General features: G+C 39.8%; 22 protein-coding genes. 13 read left to right on the plus strand and 9 right to left on the minus strand.

Annotation, left to right across the window (positions count from 1 at the left end; translation table 11 throughout):
- Nucleotides 1-2 precede the first annotated feature (2 nt).
- The 4 genes from mrdA (at nt 3) to QYZ87_10280 (ending at nt 4,777) form a co-directional block, all read left to right on the plus strand.
- Complete coding sequence (mrdA, locus tag QYZ87_10265) at nt 3-1,841, plus strand: penicillin-binding protein 2 (protein ID MDN4754892.1); 1,839 nt, start codon at nt 3-5, stop codon at nt 1,839-1,841.
- Nucleotides 1,842-1,864: 23 nt separating this feature from the next.
- Nucleotides 1,865-3,331 carry a rod shape-determining protein RodA gene (gene rodA, locus QYZ87_10270; protein MDN4754893.1) on the plus strand — a complete coding sequence of 489 codons (1,467 nt, stop codon included), beginning with the start codon at nt 1,865-1,867 and terminating at the stop codon, nt 3,329-3,331.
- 32 nt (nt 3,332-3,363) lie between these two features.
- Nucleotides 3,364-4,263, plus strand: a complete 900-nt coding sequence (xerD, locus tag QYZ87_10275) for a site-specific tyrosine recombinase XerD (GenBank protein ID MDN4754894.1) — start codon at nt 3,364-3,366, stop codon at nt 4,261-4,263.
- 238 nt (nt 4,264-4,501) lie between these two features.
- Nucleotides 4,502-4,777: an HU family DNA-binding protein gene (locus QYZ87_10280; protein MDN4754895.1), complete on the plus strand. Its 276-nt coding sequence runs from the start codon at nt 4,502-4,504 to the stop codon at nt 4,775-4,777.
- A gap of 208 nt (nt 4,778-4,985) precedes the next feature.
- On the opposite strand, the gene QYZ87_10285 is transcribed toward QYZ87_10280, so the two are convergent.
- Complete coding sequence (locus tag QYZ87_10285) at nt 4,986-5,210, minus strand: winged helix-turn-helix domain-containing protein (GenBank protein MDN4754896.1); 225 nt, start codon at nt 5,208-5,210, stop codon at nt 4,986-4,988.
- 536 nt (nt 5,211-5,746) lie between these two features.
- On the opposite strand from QYZ87_10285, the gene cobU reads away from it, so the two are divergent.
- The 9 genes from cobU to QYZ87_10330 all read left to right on the plus strand — a co-directional run bounded on the left by cobU (nt 5,747) and on the right by QYZ87_10330 (nt 14,981).
- Entirely contained in the window at nt 5,747-6,262 is a 516-nt protein-coding gene (gene cobU / locus QYZ87_10290; GenBank protein ID MDN4754897.1) for a bifunctional adenosylcobinamide kinase/adenosylcobinamide-phosphate guanylyltransferase, read from the plus strand.
- Between the two features lie 16 nt (nt 6,263-6,278).
- Entirely contained in the window at nt 6,279-7,331 is a 1,053-nt protein-coding gene (gene cobT, locus QYZ87_10295) for a nicotinate-nucleotide--dimethylbenzimidazole phosphoribosyltransferase (GenBank protein ID MDN4754898.1), read from the plus strand.
- A 12-nt stretch (nt 7,332-7,343) separates the two neighbouring features.
- A complete protein-coding gene (locus tag QYZ87_10300) occupies nt 7,344-8,102 on the plus strand; it encodes an adenosylcobinamide-GDP ribazoletransferase (protein MDN4754899.1) in 759 nt (252 codons plus the stop codon).
- A gap of 17 nt (nt 8,103-8,119) precedes the next feature.
- Entirely contained in the window at nt 8,120-8,650 is a 531-nt protein-coding gene (gene cobC, locus QYZ87_10305; protein MDN4754900.1) for an alpha-ribazole phosphatase family protein, read from the plus strand.
- 144 nt (nt 8,651-8,794) lie between these two features.
- A complete protein-coding gene (locus QYZ87_10310) occupies nt 8,795-10,183 on the plus strand; it encodes a DUF6242 domain-containing protein (protein ID MDN4754901.1) in 1,389 nt (462 codons plus the stop codon).
- A 16-nt stretch (nt 10,184-10,199) separates the two neighbouring features.
- Nucleotides 10,200-10,934, plus strand: coding sequence for a polyprenyl diphosphate synthase (gene uppS, locus QYZ87_10315; GenBank protein MDN4754902.1), 735 nt, complete (start codon nt 10,200-10,202; stop codon nt 10,932-10,934).
- A 65-nt stretch (nt 10,935-10,999) separates the two neighbouring features.
- On the plus strand, nt 11,000-13,783 hold the full coding sequence (gene bamA / locus QYZ87_10320) for an outer membrane protein assembly factor BamA (protein ID MDN4754903.1): 2,784 nt from the start codon (nt 11,000-11,002) through the stop codon (nt 13,781-13,783).
- A 36-nt stretch (nt 13,784-13,819) separates the two neighbouring features.
- Entirely contained in the window at nt 13,820-14,344 is a 525-nt protein-coding gene (locus QYZ87_10325) for an OmpH family outer membrane protein (GenBank protein ID MDN4754904.1), read from the plus strand.
- Between the two features lie 136 nt (nt 14,345-14,480).
- A complete protein-coding gene (locus tag QYZ87_10330) occupies nt 14,481-14,981 on the plus strand; it encodes an OmpH family outer membrane protein (protein MDN4754905.1) in 501 nt (166 codons plus the stop codon).
- Nucleotides 14,982-15,099: 118 nt separating this feature from the next.
- Here QYZ87_10330 and mnmD read toward each other — a convergent pair whose 3' ends face one another.
- The 8 genes from mnmD to feoB all read right to left on the minus strand — a co-directional run bounded on the left by mnmD (nt 15,100) and on the right by feoB (nt 24,808).
- A complete protein-coding gene (gene mnmD / locus QYZ87_10335; GenBank protein MDN4754906.1) occupies nt 15,100-15,777 on the minus strand; it encodes a tRNA (5-methylaminomethyl-2-thiouridine)(34)-methyltransferase MnmD in 678 nt (225 codons plus the stop codon).
- Nucleotides 15,774-16,532 (minus strand): biotin--[acetyl-CoA-carboxylase] ligase, encoded by a 759-nt coding sequence (locus tag QYZ87_10340; GenBank protein MDN4754907.1) that lies wholly within the window; start codon nt 16,530-16,532, stop codon nt 15,774-15,776. The genes mnmD and QYZ87_10340 overlap by 4 nt, the downstream gene beginning before the upstream one ends.
- Entirely contained in the window at nt 16,529-19,003 is a 2,475-nt protein-coding gene (locus QYZ87_10345) for a YfhO family protein (GenBank protein ID MDN4754908.1), read from the minus strand. The genes QYZ87_10340 and QYZ87_10345 overlap by 4 nt, the downstream gene beginning before the upstream one ends.
- Before the next feature lie 11 nt (nt 19,004-19,014).
- Nucleotides 19,015-20,469, minus strand: coding sequence for an HD domain-containing protein (locus QYZ87_10350; protein ID MDN4754909.1), 1,455 nt, complete (start codon nt 20,467-20,469; stop codon nt 19,015-19,017).
- A gap of 21 nt (nt 20,470-20,490) precedes the next feature.
- Entirely contained in the window at nt 20,491-21,456 is a 966-nt protein-coding gene (locus QYZ87_10355) for a glycosyltransferase family 2 protein (GenBank protein ID MDN4754910.1), read from the minus strand.
- Complete coding sequence (locus tag QYZ87_10360) at nt 21,453-21,845, minus strand: GtrA family protein (GenBank protein MDN4754911.1); 393 nt, start codon at nt 21,843-21,845, stop codon at nt 21,453-21,455. The genes QYZ87_10355 and QYZ87_10360 overlap by 4 nt, the downstream gene beginning before the upstream one ends.
- 314 nt (nt 21,846-22,159) lie before the next feature.
- Nucleotides 22,160-22,327 carry a FeoB-associated Cys-rich membrane protein gene (locus QYZ87_10365; protein ID MDN4754912.1) on the minus strand — a complete coding sequence of 56 codons (168 nt, stop codon included), beginning with the start codon at nt 22,325-22,327 and terminating at the stop codon, nt 22,160-22,162.
- A gap of 6 nt (nt 22,328-22,333) precedes the next feature.
- A complete protein-coding gene (gene feoB, locus QYZ87_10370; protein MDN4754913.1) occupies nt 22,334-24,808 on the minus strand; it encodes a ferrous iron transport protein B in 2,475 nt (824 codons plus the stop codon).
- Between the last annotated feature and the right edge of the window lie 677 nt (nt 24,809-25,485).

Genomic DNA, 25,485 nt, shown 5'->3' on the forward strand with positions numbered 1-25,485 from the left:
CTATGTTGAATAGAAAGAATAGGTACTCTCTTCGAAAATATTATATTGCTATATCCTTCATACTGGTTTTAGCTATTTATATTATCAGGCTGTTCTATATACAGATTCTTTCGCCTGAATATAGACTTGCAGCAGAGGATATAGCACTACTCCAGAAAACACTCTATCCATCCAGAGGAATCATCTATGATAACGAAGGACGTTTGGTAGTGTTTAATAATTCTATGGCTGATATTCATGTTATCACTAGAGAGATTGCTGAGTTTGATACACTTGAATTATGTGGGATCCTTAATATTCAAGAAGAAGATCTCAAGCAAAGATTTGACGACATCAAAGACAAAAAAAAGAATAGAGGATATTCTCCATATACTCCACAAGTCCTTTTCTCCCAAATTACACCAGAGGAAGCTGGTCTTTTGGAAGAAAAATTATATAAATATCCAGGATTTTATGTGGTTCATAGGACAGTAAGAGATTACAACTACCATTCTGCAGGGTTAATCCTTGGTTACATGGGCGAGGTCAATAGAGCGGATATCGAAGCTGATCCCTATTATACACCTGGAGAATATACGGGGAAGAGCGGAATAGAGCTCAGCTATGAAAGATTCTTGAGAGGCAAAAAAGGAACATCCGTGATGCTTCGTGATGCGCACGGACGTATAATTGGTCAATACGACGAAGGTCAGAAAGATTTAGAACTAACTTCAGGTCATGATCTTAAGTTGGCTATTGACATGGAGCTACAAAGCTATGGTGAACGATTAATGGCAGGAAAGAGAGGGGCTATCGTGATGATAGAGCCAAAAACTGGAGAAATAAGAGCTCTGGTATCAGCTCCAAGCTACGACCCATCACTACTGGTAGGAAAGGATAGGGGGAAAAACTTCAAAGACTTAGAGCTTGATCCTCAAATGCCACTTTACAATAGAGCTATCATGGGGACATACCCACCAGGCTCGACTTTTAAGACCGCACAAGCAGCTGTTTTGCTTCAAGCTGGTGCCATCAATGAAAGTGTCACCTTTCCCTGCTATCATGGCTATCCTGTCTTAGGTGGAAGACCACGTTGTCATGGCCACCCTAGTCCTGTAGGTCTTAACATGGCAATTACTACCAGTTGTAACTCATATTTCTGCTACGGCCTGAGAGCTATGATTGACGATCGGTCCCGATATGCGACGACACAAGAAGCGTTTGATGCATGGAAAGACTACATTGTCTCTTTAGGATTTGGCTATCCACTGAAGATTGATATGCCTGGTGAGAAAAGAGGATATATTCCCAACTCCAAGGTTTACGATAAAATATATAATGGAAGATGGAATTCATCAACCATCATATCGATATCTATTGGACAGGGTGAAATACTAGCTACGCCCCTACAGATAGCTAACCTTGGTGCAATCATTGCCAATAGAGGTTACTACTACACACCGCATCTAGTTAAGGAAATCTCAAATGTTGACAAAGACAGCTTAGGGATAGAGCTACATCAGACAGGGATTGATCCACACTACTTTGATCTGATTGATAAAGGTATGAGAGGAGCCGTAACTAGCGGAACTTGTAGAGGGGCAAACATGCCAAATATAGCCGTCTGTGGTAAAACAGGAACTGCGGAAAATGTTCATGGTCGAGACCACTCATTATTTATGGGATATGCCCCACAAGAGGATCCCAAAATTGCGGTGATGGTGATTGTAGAGAACGGTGGTTTTGGTGCCACCTTCGGAGTGCCTATAGGCAGACTTATGATAGACTATTACCTTAATGGTAACCAGCTTTCTGAATCCTCTCAAGGGTACGAGACTAGGATTTTGAATGCCAAACTATAATTATCTAAGATAATAAAAGTATAATGGTCAGAAATATAGGAGAGCATAAGAAAAAAGGTTTTTTCCAAAATATAGACTTAATAACAGTCTCTATATACCTGCTTTTGATTTTTCTGGGCTGGTTGTCCGTTTATGCTGCAGGTTATGATCTAAACCCATCTACCACATCCAATCTTACTGGAAGAGCTGTTAATCAACTTGTATGGCTAGGGGTCTCTTTTGCAACTGCTATTTTTATATTGCTCATTGAATCATCATTTCTTAAGCGAATAACACCATTACTCTACGTCTTGATGATTCTGTTACTGATTGTGACCTTATTTATAGCCCCCAATATCAAAGGATCCCACTCTTGGCTGGTCATTACTAACAGTGTACACATTCAGCCAGCGGAGTTTTCAAAAGTAACGACTGCCATGATGCTTGCTTGGTGGGGTGGGAAATATGGGTATGATATTAAGAAACCGATGGACCTGATGGTCTCACTACTCATCTTTCTGCTACCATTATTAATAATTATTTTACAGTCCGAGACAGGATCCGCACTCGTATTTCTATCCTTTTTTATTGTATTATATAGAGAGGGGCTTACCAGTGCGGTACTTCTTTATGGCATTTTTCTAGCTATAATCTTTATCTTCACACTTCGCTTTACTGATATTCTCTGGGGAGTTACAGATGCTGGTCATATGATGATATTATCAATAACCTACCTAGCTACAGTCATTGCAGTAGAGCTATATGCCCACAAGTACAGGTGGACAGTACCATTCATGCTTGTTCCCTTAGTGTTATTTACTATTTTTGGAATCATATCCATCTTTACACCTATAAACTTTGCTATTCCTGCACTTATCTCAGTGGTTTTTCTAATGATTTTCCTTGCGTTCAATTCATTTACCAAACGAGATAAGAAATTGATAAGCATCACAGCTGTGATGCTTATGAGTCTAGCTTTCTCAACATCTGTAGAGTACTTTTTTGACGAAATACTACAGCCTCATCAGCAAACGCGTATCTTGGTCTCTCTTGGAATGAAAGATGATCCCTCTGGAGCTGGATATAATATCCATCAGAGTCTGATAGCTATTGGCTCAGGACAGCTGACGGGAAAAGGCTTTTTGAATGGGACTCAAACAAAATTAGCCTATGTTCCGGAGCAAGATACAGACTTTATATTTTGTACAGTTGGAGAAGAACAAGGCTTTATTGGAAGCGTTGGTCTCCTCCTTATATACCTGCTATTGCTATTAAGACTTATTCATATTGCTGAACGCCAGGAAAGTAGCTTTACCAGAATATACGGATATTCAGTAGTCTGCATCATATTTTTTCACCTTATGATCAATATCGGAATGGTTATCGGACTCCTTCCGGTCATTGGTATTCCATTACCCTTCTTTAGTTATGGAGGCTCATCGATGCTGAGCTTTAGTATATTATTATTCATCCTTTTAAGGTTGGACTCTCAAAGAGATGAAATACGCTAGATTTATTTTGTTTATATTCAAAATCATGTCTTATGATTGAAAATGAAGATGAAATACTTGAGGATTATAAGGAGTATCTAACACTCGAGCGTAATCTAGCTCCAAATAGCATTTCTAGCTACCTTAATGACATCAAACACCTGGTAGAGTATTCCGAAGAAATAGGTACTCCTTACAGGGAGATAGAGTATGAACAATTAGAGGGCTTCCTTGCATACCTAGCAGATCTAGGAATGGGCCAGCGCAGTATGCAAAGAGTGGTAAGTGGGATAAAAAGTTTTTTCCATTTTCTACTCCTTGAAGAAATCATCACAAGCAACCCTACTGAATTAATCGAAATCACAAGGGTTAGAGAAAAACTTCCGGAGGTCCTAACCGTAGAGGAAATTGATGCTATTATTAACTCCATCGATACAACTACAGATAATGGAATACGAGATAATGCTATGATAGAGCTATTATATAGTTGTGGACTACGAGTGTCAGAGCTATGTAACCTTACCTTCCAGTCAATTTTTCTACAAGAGAAATTTGTTCGCGTCATAGGGAAGGGAAATAAGGAAAGGCTGGTACCAATGTCCGATAGCTCCATCGAACGTATATATGAATATCTACCTATTAGACAGGAGATAGAAGCAAAACCAGGTTACCAGCATCATCTATTTTTGTCACGAAATAAAACAGCCATTACCCGTCAGCGAGTTTTTATGATCGTGAAAGAATTGTCAAAAAAAGCAGGGATAAAAAAAGAAATTTCGCCACATACCTTCAGACATTCATTTGCTACACATCTTTTAGAAGGAGGTGCTCATCTTCAGGCCATTCGTGATATGCTTGGACATGCGGACATATCGACCACCGAAATCTACACTCACATTGATAGAAATAAGTTGAGAGAAGAGATACTAATGTATCACCCAAGGAATAGGTGAATTAGAGGGTTTTTCGATGAAAAAAAGACTATCCCGATCGAAAAGTTGCTGTTTTGGAGCATTTTTTACGAAAAAGTACTAAAAAACTCTCTGATTTGCTTTGTATTACAATAATTTATTTTATCTTTGGGATAGAATATTGGAAGTATGATGCCGATTTGGTCTATTAACTCCAATGTAATGAATGAAACATGAGAGAGTAATATTAATTATTTTCATTTTATAAAATAAGTTATTTATGAATAAGACTGAATTAATTGCAGCAATTGCTGAAAAAGCTGACCTTACTAAGGTTCAAGCAAAAAATGCTGTAGATGCAGCTACAGAAGTGATCACAAACGAAATGAAAAAAGGTGGTCGCGTTTCTATCTTAGGATTTGGTACATTCTCAGTAGCTGAACGTGCTGCTCGTACCGGTATCAATCCTCAAACTGGTAAGAAGATTCAGATTAAGGCTCGCAAAGTAGTTAAGTTTAAAGCTGGCTCTAGCCTTGATCTCACAAAAAAGAAGTAAAAAATTGACTATTGTAGCAACACTGTAATAAGTGTACTTACGATGAGTAGATAGTAGGCGAAATACAAATAATTCACGATCCAAATAATCGCAGACTTAATTCATTGTAGGGACAGAGTATTTAAAGAGAGCATTTCCAGATAGGAAATACTCTCTTTTTTTTGCTTTCTACAACAAATAATTATCCCCCTCTTCTTCTCTATGATCCTTAGAGGATAACGAGGATAACCTTAAGATCTTTGCCCTCACCAGAAAATTCTACTTTACCCTCTCTAGCTAACCATCCTAGGGCCATGTAGATCTCATTTTGTGTCCTGATCCCAGATTCTTTCTGAATCTCCTTCACAGTCATACCTTCTTCACTCTCACTAAGTGTTTGCCAGATTATACCAGCATTTGTCCCAATCACATCAATCATTTTACTATCCTCCATTTTAATTTATTTCTATTATTAGTTTCTGTCCTTACAAATGTAAATAAAAAACGCATCTTTCTAGTTACTATTCAATTAATCATGTTGTAATATCGCATAAAAATATAACGCAGCAAAAAAATTATCAAGTTTTTTCGATTGTTGTTCTGCATACAAGAGCTGACAAAATGAAAGGAATATTTCAAAATGGGCGGATGTAGAGCTCGGATGATTTGTCTTATATGATACCGATCGTCTTGTCATATGAAAAAAATATTTTTCCTATAGGAAGCGATTATGTTTCATATAACTAAAATACTTCCCGCTAAGATCCTTGTGTTCTTCTGAATAGTCATTTCTCGTTACGTTGTGTACCGAAATCTTTTACTTCTTAGGAGAATTGCTTACAAATCTGAGCGAATGACACTCCATTTAAGATTCTCCTAGTCATATTATTTAAAAATTGATGATTGTGAAAATAATTGGAGCAAAATTGTATAGTGACATTTTGAAAGAGGAGGGGTTTTAAGTACCTTTGTTTTCTAAAAAAAATAAATATGGATGATAGTAAGATTATCTTAATTACTGGGGGAACACGTTCGGGAAAGAGTGCTTTTGCGGAGGGTATGGCCCTTCAAAAGAGTACTCATCCAGTTTATCTCGCTACTGCAATAGTTCAAGATGAAGAATTTCGAGATCGAGTAGCCAAACATCAAGCTCGTAGAGGACCAGAATGGACCAATATAGAGGAACCTCTTAATTTAAGTCAGTGTCATTATCCTGAGAGAGTGATATTGGTGGATTGTATCACGCTCTGGTGTACCAATGCCCTTTTTCACTTCGAGGAAGATATTGACAAAACCTTTGAGTATTTGAAAAATGAGCTGGATAGATTTACAGAGCAACCCTCTACGTTTATATTTGTAACCAATGAAGTCGGACTTGGAGGCATCGCTAGCAATGCTTTGATGCGAAAATTCATTGACCTCCAAGGGTGGATGAATCAGTACGTGGCATCCAAAGCCGACGAAGTCTTCATGATGGTTAGTGGTATAGGTGTGAAAATTAAATGATTAAATACATACTGATATGAAAGATTTTAAAATAGAGCGTCTGGATGATACATTTAGAAAAACCTTACTTCAGAGGCTCGATGATATTGCTAAGCCTAAAGGTTCTCTAGGTCGTTTAGAGGAAATAGCTCTAAAGGTAGGTCTGATTCAAAAAACTCTGAAACCTCATCTAAGTAATCCGCACCACATTTTATTTTCAGGAGATCACGGCGTCGAAGTCGAGCACATAAGTAAATCACCTCGCGAAGTGACTTGGCAGCAAACCCTTAACTTTATGAAGTTTGGTACAGCCATTGCATACCTCTGTAAGCAACACGGCATAAAGCTAGAAGTGGTAGACTCTGGAGTGGACTATGATTTTCCTAAGGACTCAGGTATTATCGACTATAAGGTGCGTAAAGGGACTTCCAACTACCTACATACTGCCGCTATGAGTCATGAAGAGATGGAACTGTGCATTGACAGGGGGGCAGAACGAGTACGCAAGGCACACGAAGATGGATGTAATGTGATTTCCTTTGGTGAGATGGGTATCTCTAATACGAGCTCATCCGCACTTTGGATGCATGAGTTTACAGGCGTGCCGTTGTCTGAATGTATTGGAGCTGGTAGTGGTCTTAATTCAGAGGAATTATTACATAAGTTAGATGTGCTCCAGCGTGCAGAAGATAACTATAAGGGGGATCACTCTCCAAAGGATATTTTATCATACTTTGGTGGATTCGAAATGGTGATGACGGTAGGGGCTATGCTACAAGCTGCTGAATTAAAGATGGTGATTCTAATTGATGGATTTATAATGACTGCGTGTATATTGGCGGCTTCTAAGTTAGAGCCAAATGTCTTAGAGTATGCCATATTCGGTCACAAAGGTGATGAGAAGGGGCACTCTAAAATGCTAGACTACCTAAATGTCCAACCAATACTAGACTTAGGAATGAAATTAGGTGAAGGTACTGGTGCCGTCACGGCCTATCCTATAGTAGAATCTGCGGTATTAATGATGACAGAAATGCATACTTGGAGTGGAATGGCGGAGAGTAAGAATTTGATTGAAAAATATTTTTAACTCTTTCTACTGATGAGCCAGCTTACGAATGATATATGGGCTACCTTTACCGCTCTGACACGTATCCCTTTTTGGAGAATAAAAGAGGTCCCCAAGGAACACTTTAAGCATGTTGTTGATCACTGGAGTCTTCTTGGTTGGCTTACGGGTGGGATCATGGCTGGTGTGCTCTGGCTATCAGGACAAGTTTTTCCGCTTACTGTTGCAGTTGTTATTGCTTTTATCGCAAGACTACTTATTACAGGAGCTATTCATGAAGATGGATTGATGGATCTGTGTGATGGATTGGGTGGTGGAACTACTCGAGAGAGGGTCCTAGCGATAATGAAAGACTCGCATACAGGCGCGTATGCTACTATAGGCTTTGTTTCGTACGTTGTGTTATGGGTGTCATTACTCAGTGGGATGACGTTGGAGGTAGCTGTTACGGTGGTCTTTATTGCTGATCCGCTCTCAAAATTCATGGCATCACATCTCCCGATGTTACTACCTTATGCTCGAAAAGAGGAAGATAGTAAAATGCAAGTAGAGTATCGTCGTTACCCGCCTCTTTATAAGTGGTTGCTATCAGCCTTATTTGGGCTATTACCCATTATTCTGATGCCCAAAGAGGGGCTAGGGATACTTCTGATGAGTACTATTATGCTTTTTGTGATTTATGCATTATTAAAGAAGCGTATCGCTGGATATACTGGAGATTGTATGGGGGCAACCTTTCTATTATGTGAGGTTTTTGGTTATTTTGGAGTATATTTGATGTGCGTCATATAACAATAGATGATTAGATTATGAGTAAAGAACTATGGGTCGTTCGCCATACTGCAGTAGATATGCCTAAGGGTGTTTGCTATGGCAGGACGGATGTGGGACTATTGGATACATTTGAGATGGAGTCCCAAGAGGTCGCTATTAAGCTTCAGTCCTTTGAGCCTGATGCTGTCTTTAGCAGTCCTCTCTCTAGAGCTACACGGCTAGCAAGAGCGGTCGGGTATGATCCCCAATTAGATGAAAGGCTATTGGAACAAAATTTTGGAGAATGGGAGCTAAAGTATTATGATGATATTACAGATCCTCAGTTACAAAAGTGGTATGAGAACTACGTTGATGAAGTCCCTACTGGGGGTGAATCTTTTAGAGCACAAGTAGAAAGGGTAGGGAAGTTTATTGATGAGATTCGTGCATCGGAGTTCCAAAAGATTTTAGTATTTGCTCATGGAGGTGTACAGATGGCTACAGGAGCATATTTAGGTTTGTATTCAATGAAGGATGCTCCAAAGCACTTTCAAGGTTACGGAAGTGTTATTAAATACGATATATAATTTTTGCTTTTATAACCTTAAAACCTACTAAAAAAGCGATGAGTTATGAGAAAGGGTGTAGTAACCACAGGAAAAAATGTATCTTTGTGGGATAAAATAATAGTTTGATATAGCTAAAGTGCGTATTAATTTAGGAAATAAAGAATGAAAAGCTATAAGCCAGTAATTAAATATATTGGAGGCATTATGTTCATGATGCTTCTATTTGTGTCTTGCAATGATAAAAGTCAGAATGGTGTATCGCCTCGCTATACAGAGCATACATCACCTGCTAAAGTCACTGTGAAGTTTCCAAAGTCAAGCAAGTTGTCAGAAATGGAATTTCATATTGACAATAATAAGATGAGAATCTTTAATAAGGATTATTTCCCTTACAAGAGCCAAGTTGATTCTGTATATTTGAGGATGATTGTGAGCACAAAGGCAACAGTTAAGATCCTAAATGAAACCACTAAGAAAACGATTGTTTACCTCCCAACAGACACTGGTAAAATTGACTTGACTGGAGGTCGTCTGAGAGTCTCAATTGAGGTCGAGAAAGAGCCGACCATCGTGTATGATATGCGATTGCTGACTTATAGTTATGACCCATCTCAATATACATGGGAAAAGGTGTCCTCCGAGTTACCTGTTGCAGCTATTAATAGCAAAGTGATTATGCACAAAGGGGAGAGGTATTGGATATCGGAAAACAAAAGTAGTCAACTATCTCTTTATAAGGTAACACTTAATCCACTTACTTTTAGTAAGGAAGACGGTGCTAAATTGCCGCTTGGATTCAACCCCACTTCTATATTAGTTGATAAGTATGACAACGCGTGGGGACTAGATGCGGATGGGGCCCTTTATGTGAGTGATAATCTTAAAGATTGGAATAATGTCCAATTGGGCGATGTTTGTCTCACAATGCTTCTTTCTGATGTCTCAGCTCTGTCTGAAACCAGCGAGATTTCGGCAGTGGGATTTTCTAAAGCAGATGAAAATATATATTTTACTTTCACAATTGGGAAGAATGGTATCATTAAACGTGATAAAGAGGCCTTGAGTCCTATATTTCCTGTAAGAGATGCTTTTGTGTACACCTATGAGATTGGGGGGATACAGCATTCTTATATTCTAGGAGGGGTTATGAAAGATGGGAAGCCAGCACCTACAAGTTTCTTTACCTCAGATGGTGTTAGATGGGGTAAGACTCCATATACAGGAGACAAACAAGACGTGCCAAGCAAGGGAGGATTATTTCTTAGGTCACCTATTGATCAAGGGGTATTTATAATTGGTGGACTCTATGATGGGAATCCATCTAATGTCATAAAGTCTAGCATGGATAGGGGCACGACTTGGAGCGAGTTGATTAAGAATCAAGCTCCAGGTAGTACCTTCGATGCAAGAATCAATTCATCAGGTATGATTTTGGACAAAGAGAAGGACATCGAGTTTTATATCTTTGGTGGTATCACTTCTGGTACACCAAGTACCGAGATATGGCATGGCTGGTTAGATCGATCTGCTGGTATTATCAATGATTTCTGAATGATTATTTGATTGTATGGAGGAAATGCATTCTCAACAGCTTGATATGAGTCGTATCCCGCATCATATTGCTATCATAATGGATGGTAATGGACGATGGGCAAAGGAGCAAGGGCATGATAGATATTATGGTCATGTTAATGGTGTTGAATCCGTTAGGAATATATTAAAAGAAGCCATCCGCTTAGGTGTTAAGATGATGACTTTGTACACCTTTTCCGAGGAGAATTGGCGACGTCCTAAGGATGAGGTCTCATCGTTAATGTCTCTATTGTCCGAAGTGATTCAGGATGAACTAGCAGAACTAAAGGAGGAGGGTGTGAGGTTGTTGGTCATTGGAGATACCAATGTTTTGCCAAAAGAGTCGAGGGATGCTTTAGAGCTGGCAGTTGAGGAAACAAAGGAGAATGATGCGTTTTCATTGATTTTGGCCATCAACTATTCTGGGAGGACAGAGATTTTGAGAGCTGCTAATCAGTTACAAAAAGAGGCCACTCCTATTACAGAAGAGAGCTTTAGGAGGGCACTTTATAAAGATGTTCCTGATCCAGACTTACTCATAAGGACAGGGGGGGAACAGAGGATAAGTAACTTCTTATTGTGGCAGATGGCATACACAGAATTGTATTTCACGTCTGTGTATTGGCCAGCTTTTGATGAGCTGGAGTTTCATAAGGCCATATATGATTATCAGAACAGACAAAGACGGTTTGGTATGACAGGTGATCAAATAGAGGCACTAAAGAAGTAAAATGAAGAAGGGTAGGGGAAATTGTTTAGAATAGAATTAATTCAATCATTATAATGATATCAAGGATGAAGAACCCTTTTGTAGGCTGGATAACTCGCTCTTTCTATATTGGGCTTTTGGGTGTAATGGGCTTTGCTGCTCCATTGAATACGATTAAGGCACAGGTGAACGATGCTTCTGTGAAGGACACCCCACCCGAGGTCTCTTATGCAAGACCTGTAAATAAAGTATTGGCGGGAATCGAAGTACGTGGTAATAAGAGTTATGAAGATGAGGTCATCATCAATGTCTCTGGACTTAGAGTTGGACAACGGATTGATATTCCAGGTGAGGACATCACGATGGCGCTTCAGCGTTATTTGCGTAACGGGTTCTTTAGTGAGGTGAGTATCGAAGCCACAAAGATTCAAGGTGACTCAGCGTGGATAGCGATTAATATAAAGGAACGCCCACGTCTTTCGCAACTAAATATTAATGGCGTCAAGAAGTCTGAAGCTGACAATCTAAAAAAAGGAAAGCTATTAGCACTCCAACAAGGCGTCCAAATAACCCCTAATACCATTGATCGTGCTGAATTGGAGATTAAGAAATTCTTTGATGAGAAAGGATTCAGTACAGCTTCCGTAGAAACAATTCTAACTCCAGATTCACTCAATAATTTCGTCACTGTTGATTTTAATATCAGGAAGAATACCAAGACAAAAGTAGAGCGAATCAACTTTATTGGTAATAAGAACTTATCTGATTCAGATCTTCGTAAAGCAATGAAGAAGACCAATGAGCGATTTAATCTTGCTGCTAATGGTTGGAATAGTGTATTGGAGATCTTCAGTCAGAAGAAGTTCGTCGAAGACGAATATAAAGCAGACCTCAATAAAATCATCGCAAAGTATCATGAGTATGGCTTCCGTGATGCCGAAATTGTGAGAGATACGATCTATTGGTTTAATGACAAAAGGGTCAATATAGATATAGAGATTTATGAAGGTAAGCAATACTTTATTAAGGATATTAACTTCGTTGGTAATACACGATATTCAACTGAAGATTTAAGCAGATTGCTAAACCTAAAGCCTGGAGACGTCTATGATCAAAAGAAGCTAAATGATAGGCTAACGGTTGATGAAGATGCGTTATCAAACATATATGCAAATAACGGTTATCTCTTTGCTTACATTCTTCCTATCGAGACAGAAGTAAAGGATGATTCCGTATCGTTAGATATCCGAATTACAGAAGGGAAGCCTGCTCGTATTAATAAGGTTACTATTAGAGGTAATGATCATGTGTATGAAGAGGTAGTTCGTCGTGAGCTATATACCAAGCCTGGTATGCTCTTCAATCGTGATTTTGTGATTAGATCTATTAGACAAATTGGTCAGATGGGACACTTTGATCCAGAGAAGATCAATCCAGAACTTCTTCCTAATGAGAATAATGGTACGGTAGATATAGCTTGGCAGTTAGAGCCAAAATCTAATGACCAAGTAGAGCTTTCGGTTGGGTGGAGTCAAACCGGATTGATTTTATCAGGTGGTTTGAAGTTTACTAATTTCTCTATGAGAAATCTATTCAATCCTAAGTCATATAGAGGTTACTTACCAAGAGGGGACGGACAGACATTATCATTAAGAGTTCAGACCAATGCTAGATATTATCAAAGTTATAGCATTAGTTTTATGGACCCATGGTTTGGTCGCAAACGTCCTAATATGCTTAGTCTTTCAGCCTATTATAGCCGACAAACGGATATTAATAGAAACTTCTTTAATGCCCAAACACAGAACCTTCAGATGCTAGATCCTTATGGTTATGGTGGTTATGGTGGTTATGGCGGCTACGGAGGTTATGGCGGTTATGGTATGCCTTATGGTGGTGGTTACGGTGGCTATGGCGGTTACGGCGGTTATGGTGGCTACGGGGGCTATGGATATGATTATGCTGGCTTGTATGAAAGTGCCTATGATCCAAATAAAACGCTGGATATGCTAGGCTTGGGTGTCGCTTATGGTAAGAGATTGTCATGGCCTGATGATAACTTCCAAATTCAATTAGGGCTAAACTATACCATGTATAGGATGAAGAACTGGAGCTCATATTACTATAACTTTGGTATTGAGAATGGTGTAGCAAATGATATTAATCTTAATGCAACACTAGTAAGAAGTTCTACAGATAGCCCAATCTATACACGTACAGGTTCAGAATTCACACTTAATGCTAGTAGTACTCTTCCATATTCTCTATTTGACAAAGTAGATTATTCAGATCCTAACCTTTCACCAGGAGAGAGATATAAGTTTATAGAGTATTATAAACTTAAGGGTAAGGGACAAGTCTATATTCCTCTACTGGATCCTAATACTAATAAAAGGACTCCCGTATTGATGTTCAGTGCAGAATCTGGTATCATTGGTTCCTATAATAAGAATAAACGCTCTCCATTCGGAACTTACTATATGGGAGGTGATGGAATGAGTAGCTATTATGGTTATCTCAATGAAATGATTGGACTTAGAGGGTATAAGAATGGTAGTATCTCTGGTGCTTCTGGAGCTGGAGCCTATTCATACTCTAAGATCTATATGGAGCTAAGGTACCCTATTATTTCAGAAAATAGTACTATGATTTGGGTCCATGCGTTTGCAGAAGCAGGGAATGCTTGGCAATATGTTAGAGATATGAACCCATTCCAACTTAAACGTTCTGCAGGATTAGGAGTCAGAGTATTCCTACCAATGGGACTTGGAGTTGTTGGACTTGACTGGGGATATGGATTTGATAGACCAGATGGTTCAAGCACTAAGGGGGGTAGCAATCTCCACTTTGTCCTTGGTCAGCAGTTTTAATGTAATGGTTGTTTAATCATATAAAGAAGAAAAGGTATGAAGAGAATTTTACTATTAATAGTGACAGCAATGATGTCCGTCGGTGCATTAGTAGCTCAGGAAGCAAATTATGCACTAATTGATATGCAGTATCTGATGGGGCAGATCCCTCAGTACAAATCTGCTACTGAGCAGATTGAAAAGCAAAGTGATAAATGGAGTAATGAGATTAAGAAGCTACAGGATCAAGCAAAAGATCTCTATATTCAGTATCAAAAAGATCTTCCAACGATGAATTCATCTGACCGTGTTAAGAGAGAGAATGCCATTGTGAAAGTCGAGGATCAAGCTGCTCAATTACAGCAAAAGTATTTTGGAAGAGATGGAGAGCTAATGAAGTTACAATCCAAACTTATCAAGCCCCTTCAGGACAAGATCTACGAAGCGGTAAAGCTCATTAGTCAAAGACGTGGTTACTTAATCGTTTTTGATAGAGCTTCATCTGTTGGAAGTATAATTTATGCTGATCCAGCGGCAGATATTAGCAATGAAGTTCTTGCTGTGTTAGGTTATTCCAATTAATTGAGTACATTTGCCTTAAATGTTAATATTCTTGGTAAGCTAGTAGATAAACAAACTATTATCAATGTGAGCTTACAGAGAAAAAATAGAAAATTGTTTACAAACCAATTAGGTATTTAATAACGAAAAAATTAAAATGAAGAAGATTTTACTATCACTAACCCTCCTATTTTTACCTTTCTTGGCATTCGCTCAGAGTGCACAAAAAGTTGCAGTTGTTGACACTCAGGCGATCTTAATGTCTATGCCAGAGACTAAGCAGATGCAAACTGAGTTAGATGCATTGATGAAAAAGTATGAGGATACTATTGTAGTCATGCAAGAAGAATTCCAGACCAAGTATCAAGCTTTTGTAGCTGAACAAGAGGGTATGGTAGAGAGTATTAAGCTTCGTAAGGAGCAGGAGCTTCAGGACTTAGCAAAAAGACTTGAGGATTTGAATTCTGTAGCACAGGAAGATGTTAGAAAAAAACAAACTGAGCTATTCACTCCAATCCAAAAGAAGCTAATGGATGCAATCAATAATGTAGGCAACGAAAATGGTTATGCTTACGTAATCGATAAGTCAACTATGGTGTATGTAGGTGCTAATGGTATTGACGCTACTGCACAAGTGAAAGCTAAGCTAGGCTTGTAAGCAGACTGAGACATACATATCAGTAAATATATAAAAGCACTTGTAAGGATATATATCTTTACAAGTGCTTTTTCTATATCTTATATGGTTGTGGTTGCATCTATGATGAATAGATATATCACTGTTTCTTCGCGGTGAGAATTTCTCTTTTTCCATGTGGTGGTCCAGGAGTACGGTACACTTCAAAACCAACATTCTGTAGGGTACGCCTGACTATCCCTTTTGCACAATAGGTGGATAGCCATCCCCCTTGTGAAGCACTGTTAGATAATCGTTGCAAAAATGATGGCGACCATAGCTCTGGAGTCTTTTCTGGAGCAAAAGCATCCATATAAATCACGTCATTACCTATCGGAAGAGATGACTCGGTGAGATTAGCATTTACTTTTAGCAAAGTAAAACCATCGGCTATCTTAATTTCTTTTCCCCATTCGGCATCATGGAGACGTTTCATCCAGCACCAATCATCTTCAGTAAAGTAGTCCTGAAAAAGTTCAGATATGATGTCATTCTCTATTGGATATAACTCATAAGTAATGTACCTGATGGTGTAGGGGGGCGTGTGAGCGACTTGGTGCATCAAGGTGAGCCATGCGTTTAAACCAGTACCAAAACCAATCTCCAGTAGTTGTATGGTCCCTTTATAGGGCTCTGAAAGCCGTCGTTCCAGAGCATGCTTTATGAATATATGTTCTGATTCAGTCCGTGCTCCAAAGATGGAGTGATAATGCTCGTCCATATCAGGGAGGTGAATAGTACGGCTTCCATCTTCTGTAGTTATGATCTCACGTCTCATCTAAATTGTACCTCCTTGAAGGCAAAGTGATGTGTTTCGTCACCCTCCTTGATAACTAATAGCCCATTAGGCTCAACGCCAATAATCGTTCCTTCAAATGATCTACCATTAGGTATTCTAAATGGAGCATTCTTTTCTTGGTATCGATATAAATAAGAGAGGTATTCCCGTCTGACTTGTACAGGCGACTCACTTAGCATCCTAAATCGACTCTGAAAATTCTCTACTATCTCTTTCGTCATAGAGTGGTGCCAGTCCTCATAGGTTTTTGGCTCTTTTATATCAGCTTCCAGCGTTAGCGATGTCGCTTCAGGCCTGTATGCTCCAAATTGAGTTTGAAATACATTCAGACCGATCCCAACGATGGCATACTCCCATTGATCTCCCATCCATTCATTTTCAGTTAGGATACCAGCTATTTTTCTACCATCGATAAGAATATCATTCGGCCATTTGACATAAATAGATTCCTTTGAAGGGAGTCTTTTAGCCAAAAAGTCATATAGAGACAGAGAGGATACTATGTTGAGGTCAAAAGGAGTGTAACCATCTTGATACTTCTCTGGTCTTAATAATAGGGAGAGAGAAATATTTTTCCCCGGCTCCGCTTCCCAGCTATTCCCACTCTGACCACGACCAGAAGTCTGTTCGTAAGTCGTTACATACGTGTAGGCATCCAACTTCGGGTCCTTCCGAATCAGCTCTCTTAGATAACTATTGGTAGAGTTTGTTTCCTCTAGGTGAATGTGCTTCATGCCTTTTTCTTTCTCTTATAAACAAAAAATACAATTAGAGAAATGGCAGATAAGAGCAAAATAATATTTGCTGTAAAGGCAATGGCTTCCGTAGTATGGATTGAGTCAGGGTCGAACCACATCTCGATCTCATTTTCGCCAGCTGGGACCTCTAAAGCTCGGAGGACATAATTTGCTCTCAGAAGTTTTGCTGGTTCTCCATTAATCGTTACATGCCATCCATCAGGATAATATATTTCAGAGAAAACTATTAGTCCATCATTACTATTCGAACTCCTATACGTTATTCTATCAGGTGCATAACTTGTAAGAGTTACACTTGATAGAGAGTCTTTGTGGATTTCCCCGTTTATCTCTTGACTAAATGGCGGTGCCATGATGGCAACCTCATCAAGCGGAGTATCCTTAAGAGCTAAGAACTCCTCATCACTATTCTTTACATTCTTTATTGAGGAGGCAAACCATGCATTTCCATAGATCTTGTCATCCTCAATTAATCCCATACCATTGATGCTATCAGGGACGATATAATATTTTGTGTTGAGAACCCTTAGGACATTTAGGTCATGTTGGGATAAATACCCTTCAATAAGGTCTTGATAACGTTGGAGCTTAGCTGCGTGGTATCCTCCGATCGATCTATGATTATATGAAGTAGTCGCATCGTTGAATGTATTGACCGCTAAGTTCATCACCCTAAATTCAGACTGATCCTCTAGAATTTTCTTGTCTATCGGTGTCGTTTGCTGGACCCTCATCTGCACTTGATGAGCTGGCATATACATATCGTCATTCAGGTACCTTTTATCTACGCTCCAGAGGTCTACGAAACAGACGATAATGACTAGAGGAACCACCCATTTTTGAGATATTCTCTTGTAATAAAAAAGAGTAATGATACCGCTACCCACTAGGATGATTAATATAGACCGAAGAGCATCAGCTTTTATGATAGAGGCTCTGACACTCTCTAACGCAGATATATAGATACCAAGTTCTGGAGCTTGAGTTATATACTCACCAAAAGCATTTTGCTCCATTTTACTCAATAACGAGCCCCCAGCTGTTGGTATGATCCATATCAAAAGAGCTACTCCCAGCGTGAGAGCAAGGGCAAGGATCGTTTGAGTTTTCTTCCTGACAATGATCTTTGGGTCCTTTAGAATCAGGATGAGTCCCCAAATAGCAAAGATTGGAATAATCATTTCAGCGACCACTAAGATAGAGGAAGGAGTCCTAAACTTATCATATAGAGGAAAGTGGTCAATAAAGAAGCTCGTTAGCCACATGAAGTTATGACCCCACGACAGCATGACAGTAAGAATCAATGTGCCTATAAATGCCCATTTCATAGGGCCTTTAGCCACCAGCATTCCGAAGATAGCTAGCAGCAAGACAAATGCACCTACATAGACAGGCCCTGCGGTAAAGGGTTGGTCACCCCAATATCTATTCTGTTGTGCAACGAAGTATTGACTCTGTTGGTTTCCTGCTTTTCTTATATGAGGCTCAGATAAGCCTATCTGACCAGAGGCTCCACCTTTAGCATCAGGGATGAGAAAAGTGAGCATCTCATCAATACCATAGCTCCATTGGGTAATATATTCCTTATCAAGTCCCGTGCTAGAAGTGCTCTCATTAGCCTTATTAAGAACGGTCAGCTCGCTTCCTCCACGCATCGTTTCTTTAGAGTACTTGTAGGTGTGGTATAGGTTGGTGCTATTGATAGCTATACCTACGATCCCCCCCAGAATGACGACGGCAAGAGCCTTACTAAAGTGCTTCCAATCTTTGTGCCGTGCAGCCTCGACACCCCAAGCTATGATCATTGCAAACATAAGGAATGCAAAGTAGTAGCTCATCTGTATATGATTGGAATATATCTGTAATGCCGAGAATATGCCTGTGACGACAAAGCCTAATAGATATTTTCGTCTGTGAAATGCCCATACCAATCCCGCAATAGTAGGGGGTATATAGGCTAAGGCTAATAGCTTCCAGAGATGACCCGCTTGAATTAATATTAAGAAGTATGACGAAAAAGTCCAGAGTATCGCTCCACCTATTGCCGGTAAAGGGCGGACTTTCCAGCTCCTCATAAAGATATAGAAGCCTATTAACATCATAAAGATGAGATAACTATCTCCTGGCATTAAGTCCAGAGGAGCTTCCAGTCGGTATACCTGCTGTGTCAGCTTTACCCCTTTGGTTGAGGGGTAGGAGGGAGAGATTTGGTACATCGGCATCCCTCCAAATAGACTCCCTGTCCATAGTGAGCGATGCCCCGTTTCCTCCTCATATCTTACAACATCACGACCAGTTCCAGATGCCGCTGCCCCATCAGCTTGGAAGAGTACACGACCTTCAAACGCTGCAGGGGTGAAGTAGGCGATAGAAATGATCGCGAAGAGGAGTACAGCCCCTAGAGACATAATCCAAGGTTGACGATACCAAGCCTTTTTCTTATCCATGTTATCCATTATTATTCATCTAACTTATTTACTACCTTTAATTCAGGATACTCCTTCTCAACATATTGGTACATAAATGACAGAGCAGCCTCTCTTTCATTTGGAATGATGCCATCAAGTATCGCATCCTTGATGACCTCTTTGATCAGCCCTACTTCTCGACGAGGTTTGAGATCATAAATATGCATAATATCATTACCTGATATGGGAGGTTGGAAGTTCCTAACCTTGTCTTTTTCTTCAATCTCTACCAGCTTCTCACGAACCACTTGGAAGTTATTAAGGTACTTCCGTACTTTATTTGGGTTCTTTGATGTCAAGTCAGACTCACATAGTGTCATCAAACTATCGATGTCGTCCCCTGCCTCAAATAAGAGACGACGGATAGCCGAGTCTGTAACCCCCTCATCGGCTAGCTGGGCAGGACGCATGTGTAGCTTAATAAGCTTCTCTATTAGGTGCATACGATCATCCAAGGGTAGCTTTATCCTCTTGAATATTTTTTTGATCATCTTATAACCTACATAGTCATGATTATGAAAGCTCCATCCAGCTCCGGAGGTAAATCGCTTTGTTCTCGGCTTGCCTATGTCATGAAATAGGGCTGCTAGCCTTATAGAGGTGTCGTCAGTCCTTTTTGCAGCATTATCTACAACCAATATAGAGTGATAAAAATTATTCTTATGCCCAATCCCTTCCTTAGTTTCGGCTCCTTTCAGAGCAGATATCTCTGGGAGGTATTGTTCCATAAGTCCACACTCTTCCATCAGACCTAATCCAATTGAAGGTCTAGGGCTATCAATTATTTTAATGAACTCTGTAGTGATACGTTCTATAGAGACAATAGGTGGATTCAGTCTATCAGCATTACGTCTGATCGAATCTTTTATCTCATCAGGGATCGTGAATTGGAGTTGGGATGCGAAGCGGACAGCCCTCATCATTCTTAGGGGGTCATCCGAGAACGTGGTGTCTGGATCCAGTGGAGTCCTAATCACTCCCCACTTAAGGTCATTAGCCCCATCAAAAGGATCATTAAGAGTTCCCTTATTAGGACCATTAAGTGTGATGGATAAAGCATTAATCGTAAAGTCTCTTCTGGCTTCGTCCTCCTCAAAGGTAGCCTCCTCTACTATCGGTTTACGGCTATCAGCTCTATAGCTTTCCTTTCTAGCACCTACAAATTCCAGCTCCAGATTCTTATACTTTACTTGGGCGGTTCCAAAGGACTTGAATACCACGAGCTTTGCTCTCTTCCCAAGACGTATAGCCACCTCTTTAGCCACTTTTATCCCACTGCCATTGGTGACGAAATCATAGTCCGTCGTTGCACGCCTTAAAATTAAATCTCGTACCGTTCCTCCAATGACTCTTAGCTCCTGTCCAGCTGCATCTGCAGCTTCCTCAAGAAGTAAAAGCAATTCTGAACCTAACTTTATCTCTAACTCAGTATATATATTATCTATCAAAACTATCTATCTTGCCTGTTAATCATTCCCCTCCATGTTCTTAGTCTCTGCGATGATGTACTCAGGTCGTTTCTTCACTTCGTCAAAAACCACACCCACGTATTTGCTTAGCACCCCAATGGTGATGAGTTGGATACCGCCGAAGAAAATAATCACTATCATGATAGATGACCATCCACTCTCAGGGTAAGTAAATCCAAAGATCTTTCCTAAAATAACCCAAAGGGCTAGTAATAAACCTATTAGTACGGATATGAATCCCAGTTTTATGGCTAATTTGAGTGGCTTATATGAAAAGTATTGAATAGCGTCAGTCGCTAACCTCATCATTTTACTTAAGCTATATTTTGTTTCCCCCGCTGCTCGCTCCTTTCTATGGTAGTAATATGGAGCTTGAGGAAATCCCATCCAGCTGATGATCCCTCTAATGTATTTATTATGTTCAGGTAAGTTCCTAAAGGCATCTAATACCTTTTTGTTCATGATCCTAAAGTCGCCGGCATCTAATGGTAGAGGTCGCTCAGTCATCGAATTCAGAAAACGATAAAAGAGTTTTGCTGTCCATTTCTTAAAGAGAGTCTCCCCATCTCTTTCCTCTCTCACCCCATAAACGACAGCATGTCCTTCATTCTTCATCATTCTGAACATCCCCGGGATTTCCTCAGGTGGATCCTGTAGATCGGCATCAATGACAGCCGCATAATCACTGTAGCACATCCTCATACCAGCAGTTAAGGCGGCTTGGTGTCCAAAGTTTCGGCTGAAGTGAATAACCTGTACCGTAGGGTCCTTGGCTGCTATCTCATTTAGAATCTCAGTAGTCCTATCATGACTGCCATCATTAATAAAAGTTATCTGGCCCATGATGTTATCCTCTTCTTCCATAGAGTCCAGCATTTTCCTAACTCTTGGATAGGTTAGGGGAAGAACCTCCTCTTCATTATAGCAAGGAATAATAATGGTTAAGCTCTGGGGGGTATTCATTTCTTGAAGGTGACAAACTTATTAAGAATAAAATTAGAAATATTAAAGACCAGCATCGCTACTAATTGACTCCAGATAGCTGGAATAGTAGTATAGGTTAATAATAGATGAAGCGTTAGCAGGTTAGCCAAATAACAAGGAATCCAAACTGCCATGAAAATAAAGAATTTTCTCCATGACGCTTCAGAGTCAAAGGTCCATTTACTATTCATCAAAAAGCTATTGAGCAATCCTGCAATATATCCAGCTATATTACTGATACCAGGAGATACGTCCAGCATTTCCTGTAGCACATATATTACAATGAAGGTGATGAGGGTATTGACTACCCCTACCAAACCATACTTGATCAATTGCTTAAGCAAATTATGTGTTCTATTTCCACTCATATCTTTACGCATTAATCACAAAGATAACCAACAATAACCAAATTTTGGCTATTTCATGCAGAAAACTCAGGCGTAAGGTGCTCTAATGTATTGAAGAAGGACTATATATTCTTATTTATTAAGTTTATGATGGCTCTGTATATCCCACTTTTTTCAAGAATAGCATACCGGTACAATATTTAGAAAGTAACGGTAGAATGGTTTAAAGGTATCTACGGAATATTTTGGAGGATAATTAATCGTATCAGTTTGTTGAGCAACTCACCAATGATTTAAACATTTGATAAACTCATCTATATCATCTCGGTAGACATTTACTTTTGCTCTTTACTACTACCGCAGTCTTGATTCATACTACAGCCACTACATGAAGAGCATCCTTGATCCTTCTGCTGAAATAATCGGATGATATGGCGTATCATGTAAAAGAGAACTACTAAGAGTATTACGCCTACTATTATGTATTGTACCAAGTTATCCATTTTTCTTTAGATGATTAAGTTTCCCACTTGGGTTATGATAAAGCTCATTACCCAGGCTAGTGTGATCGTATAAAGTGCTATAAATAGAGACCATTTATAGCTGCCCGACTCTTTACCAATGACTATGACCGTACTGATGCATGGAAAATAAACCAATACAAAGACTAAGAACGATATAGCCACTACAGGTGTAAATATAGGGTCCCCATTGGGGTATTTCGCTCCCATGATTTTGTCTTTCAAGCCTACATCCGTTTGGCTATCTCCTGTGTATAATACCCCCATGGTACTCACAACGACCTCCTTCGCTGCAATCCCTGTAATCAGAGAAACGCTCATTTTCCAATCAAAGCCCAATGGTTGAAAGCCTGGCTGTAGGGTATGTCCTATGCGGCCAATATATGAATACTCCTGCTGTATCATATTCTGTTGCTGTTCATAAGGAAGTGCCATAAATGCTTTCGCTTCCTCAGTAGTATTTTCAGCAATATGTTTTTCAAAGAGTTCTTCTTGCTTAGCTTCGTCCAATGAGCTGACCTGTGGGAAGTACCCTAGAGCCCATATAATAATAGAGGCAAAAAGGATGACAGATGCCATCTTCTGAAGATATTGCTTTGCCCTTTGCCACATATGCAATAGCACACTGATGACAGTCGGTATCCGATAGGGTGGAAGCTCCATTACAAAGGGGCTATCCTCTTCAGTAAAAACAAACCTTTTGAATAGCAGTGCACTAAATATAGCTACGGTAATCCCTAGGAAGTACAATGCGAAAAGCACCAATCCTGCTTGTTTTGGAAAGAAGGCTCCTGCCAAGAGTAGATAGACTGGAAGCTTAGCACTACAGCTCATAAATGGTATCACCATCATGGTGATGAGTCGATTATTACGATTCTCAATGGTACGGGTCGCCATTACGGCAGGGACATTACATCCAAAGCCCATAATCATCGGGATGAATGACCGCCCATGTAGCCCAATGAGGTGCATGAGTCTATCCATTATGAACGCAGCACGTGCCATGTAGCCAGTATCTTCGATGATGGCTAGACATAAATAAAGGATTACGATGTTAGGTAAGAAGACCAATACCCCTCCGACTCCAGCAATAATACCATCGACGAGTAGGTCCTTTAGTGGACCATCACTCATCAGATCACCTACAATATTCCCTATCCATGCCACCCCACTTTCGATCCAATCCATAGGATAGGCACCTAGTGTGAAGGTGAGCTGGAAAGCAAGGTACATGATCGCAATAAAGATGGGGAACCCCCATACTTTGTGAGTCAATATGTGGTCAATCTTTTTGTTCCTGTCATTTATTTGAGAGTAGTCTGAGGTATATGTCTCCTGAAGAGCTCCTCGAACGAATCCATATTTACCATTCGTAATGTCCGTCTGGATATCCTTATCAGTTACCTTCTCATACTCATTGATAGCATACTTGGCACGAGTGAAGAAAAAGGCTGCCTTTTCCGATTCACTTCTAAGGGCCTCTTCCACCACCTTATCTCTCTCTAAAAGCTTTATCGCGATAAAGCGAGGTCGGATATTCCTGAAGTTTTCTGGGATCAGTTGGCTATTATCTTTGATCCCATCGCTCACGAAGTTTATAGCATTCTCTAACTCTTCACGATAACGTACATCAATAATCCTCCTGACATTAGAGCGATTTTCGTACAACTTGATGATTTGAGAGAAGATCGCTTTGAGTCCTTGTCCCGTCCTACCTACAGTAGGCGTCATAGGCACACCGATTAACTTACTGAGAGCTGGGATATTGAGTGTACTGCCATTCTCTTGTAGATCATCCCACATATTTAGGGCTATAACCATCGGAATGTTAGTCTCCATGAGCTGAGTCGTCATGTACATATTCCTCTCTAGATTGGTACTATCCACCACATTGAGAATGACGTCAGGACGGTTCTCTCCGAGTAGCTGCTGGAGGATGAACTTCTCCTCTGGACTATAGGAGGAGATGGAGTATGCACCAGGAAGATCCATTAGGTCGAACGTGAATCCATCTTGTGAGTATGAAGCGGTTTTCACGCCCACCGTTACGCCACTATAGTTTCCCACGTGCTCATTAGCACCACTAGCAGCATTGAAGAGAGAGGTCTTCCCTGAATTTGGATTCCCTACAAATGCCACTTTTATTCTCTTGGAGTCCGTATTATCCACGAGTTCAGGGAAAATCTCACTCTCACTACTCATTATCTCGTACCTTGTGTCCCTAGTCTTAGAGTTGTGAGTAAGACGTTCGACCTCAATATCAGCCGCTTCACTTCTCCTTAAGGTTATATCGTAGTTAAGGATTCTGTACTCTACGGGGTCTTTGAGGGGTGCATTCTTGACGACAAGAATATCCTCACCTTCAATAAATCCCATCTCCATAAGTCGCTTCCTGAAAGCTCCTTTTGTGTGAAGTTCAACAATCCTTGCCCTTTCTCCTGTATGTAAATCGGAAAGCCTCATTTCTGCTTTTCTCCTATTAATATTTTCAACATTTTTTCGCAATAAGCAAAGATACCTCCTATCGTGGTTTAAGACATACCTATATTTAGGTATTTGTGTTCATTTCATCGTAACATTAAGGTCTTTTATTAGTGGATTACTAAAATTTAGTGTAATAGAGTAGGTGACATGAGGTGATATTAACTGGCTAAATGAAGTAGTGAGCAGTGAGGTTAGTGCTATCGATGTAGAGTAACCTTTTTCTATCAAATATTTGCATAACGAATAGGTACCAAAATGTTAGTGACCCGTTAAGAAAAGGGGGCATTTTAGGGGCTAATAATCTTACTATAGGAAAAATTTCTCCTTCTCATATCAAAAAAATATTTTTCATATGAGAAGCGTTTCTCTTTTATATAACTAAAATATCCACCTCCAATAGTCCCGAATATAAGTCCTGTGAGTGACATTTTGATACTTTCTGTTAGCCTCTTTATATCAGTGCTTTAGGATCTATCTTTTGTCTAATTATAGAGAGTGTTATGACTGTATGACCTAAAATGCTTACAAGAGTGTATTGTGTGATAGTGGACTTCTTCGTTACGCATTATTTTACTTATAAGTCTTTCTCTAATATGAAGGCTGAGCTGCTAGGTATATCTTCATAACTTTTGCAATTTGATGACATGACACTATAA

Source organism: Porphyromonadaceae bacterium W3.11 (assembly GCA_030434245.1).
In the GTDB taxonomy this organism is placed as follows: domain Bacteria; phylum Bacteroidota; class Bacteroidia; order Bacteroidales; family Porphyromonadaceae; genus Porphyromonas_A.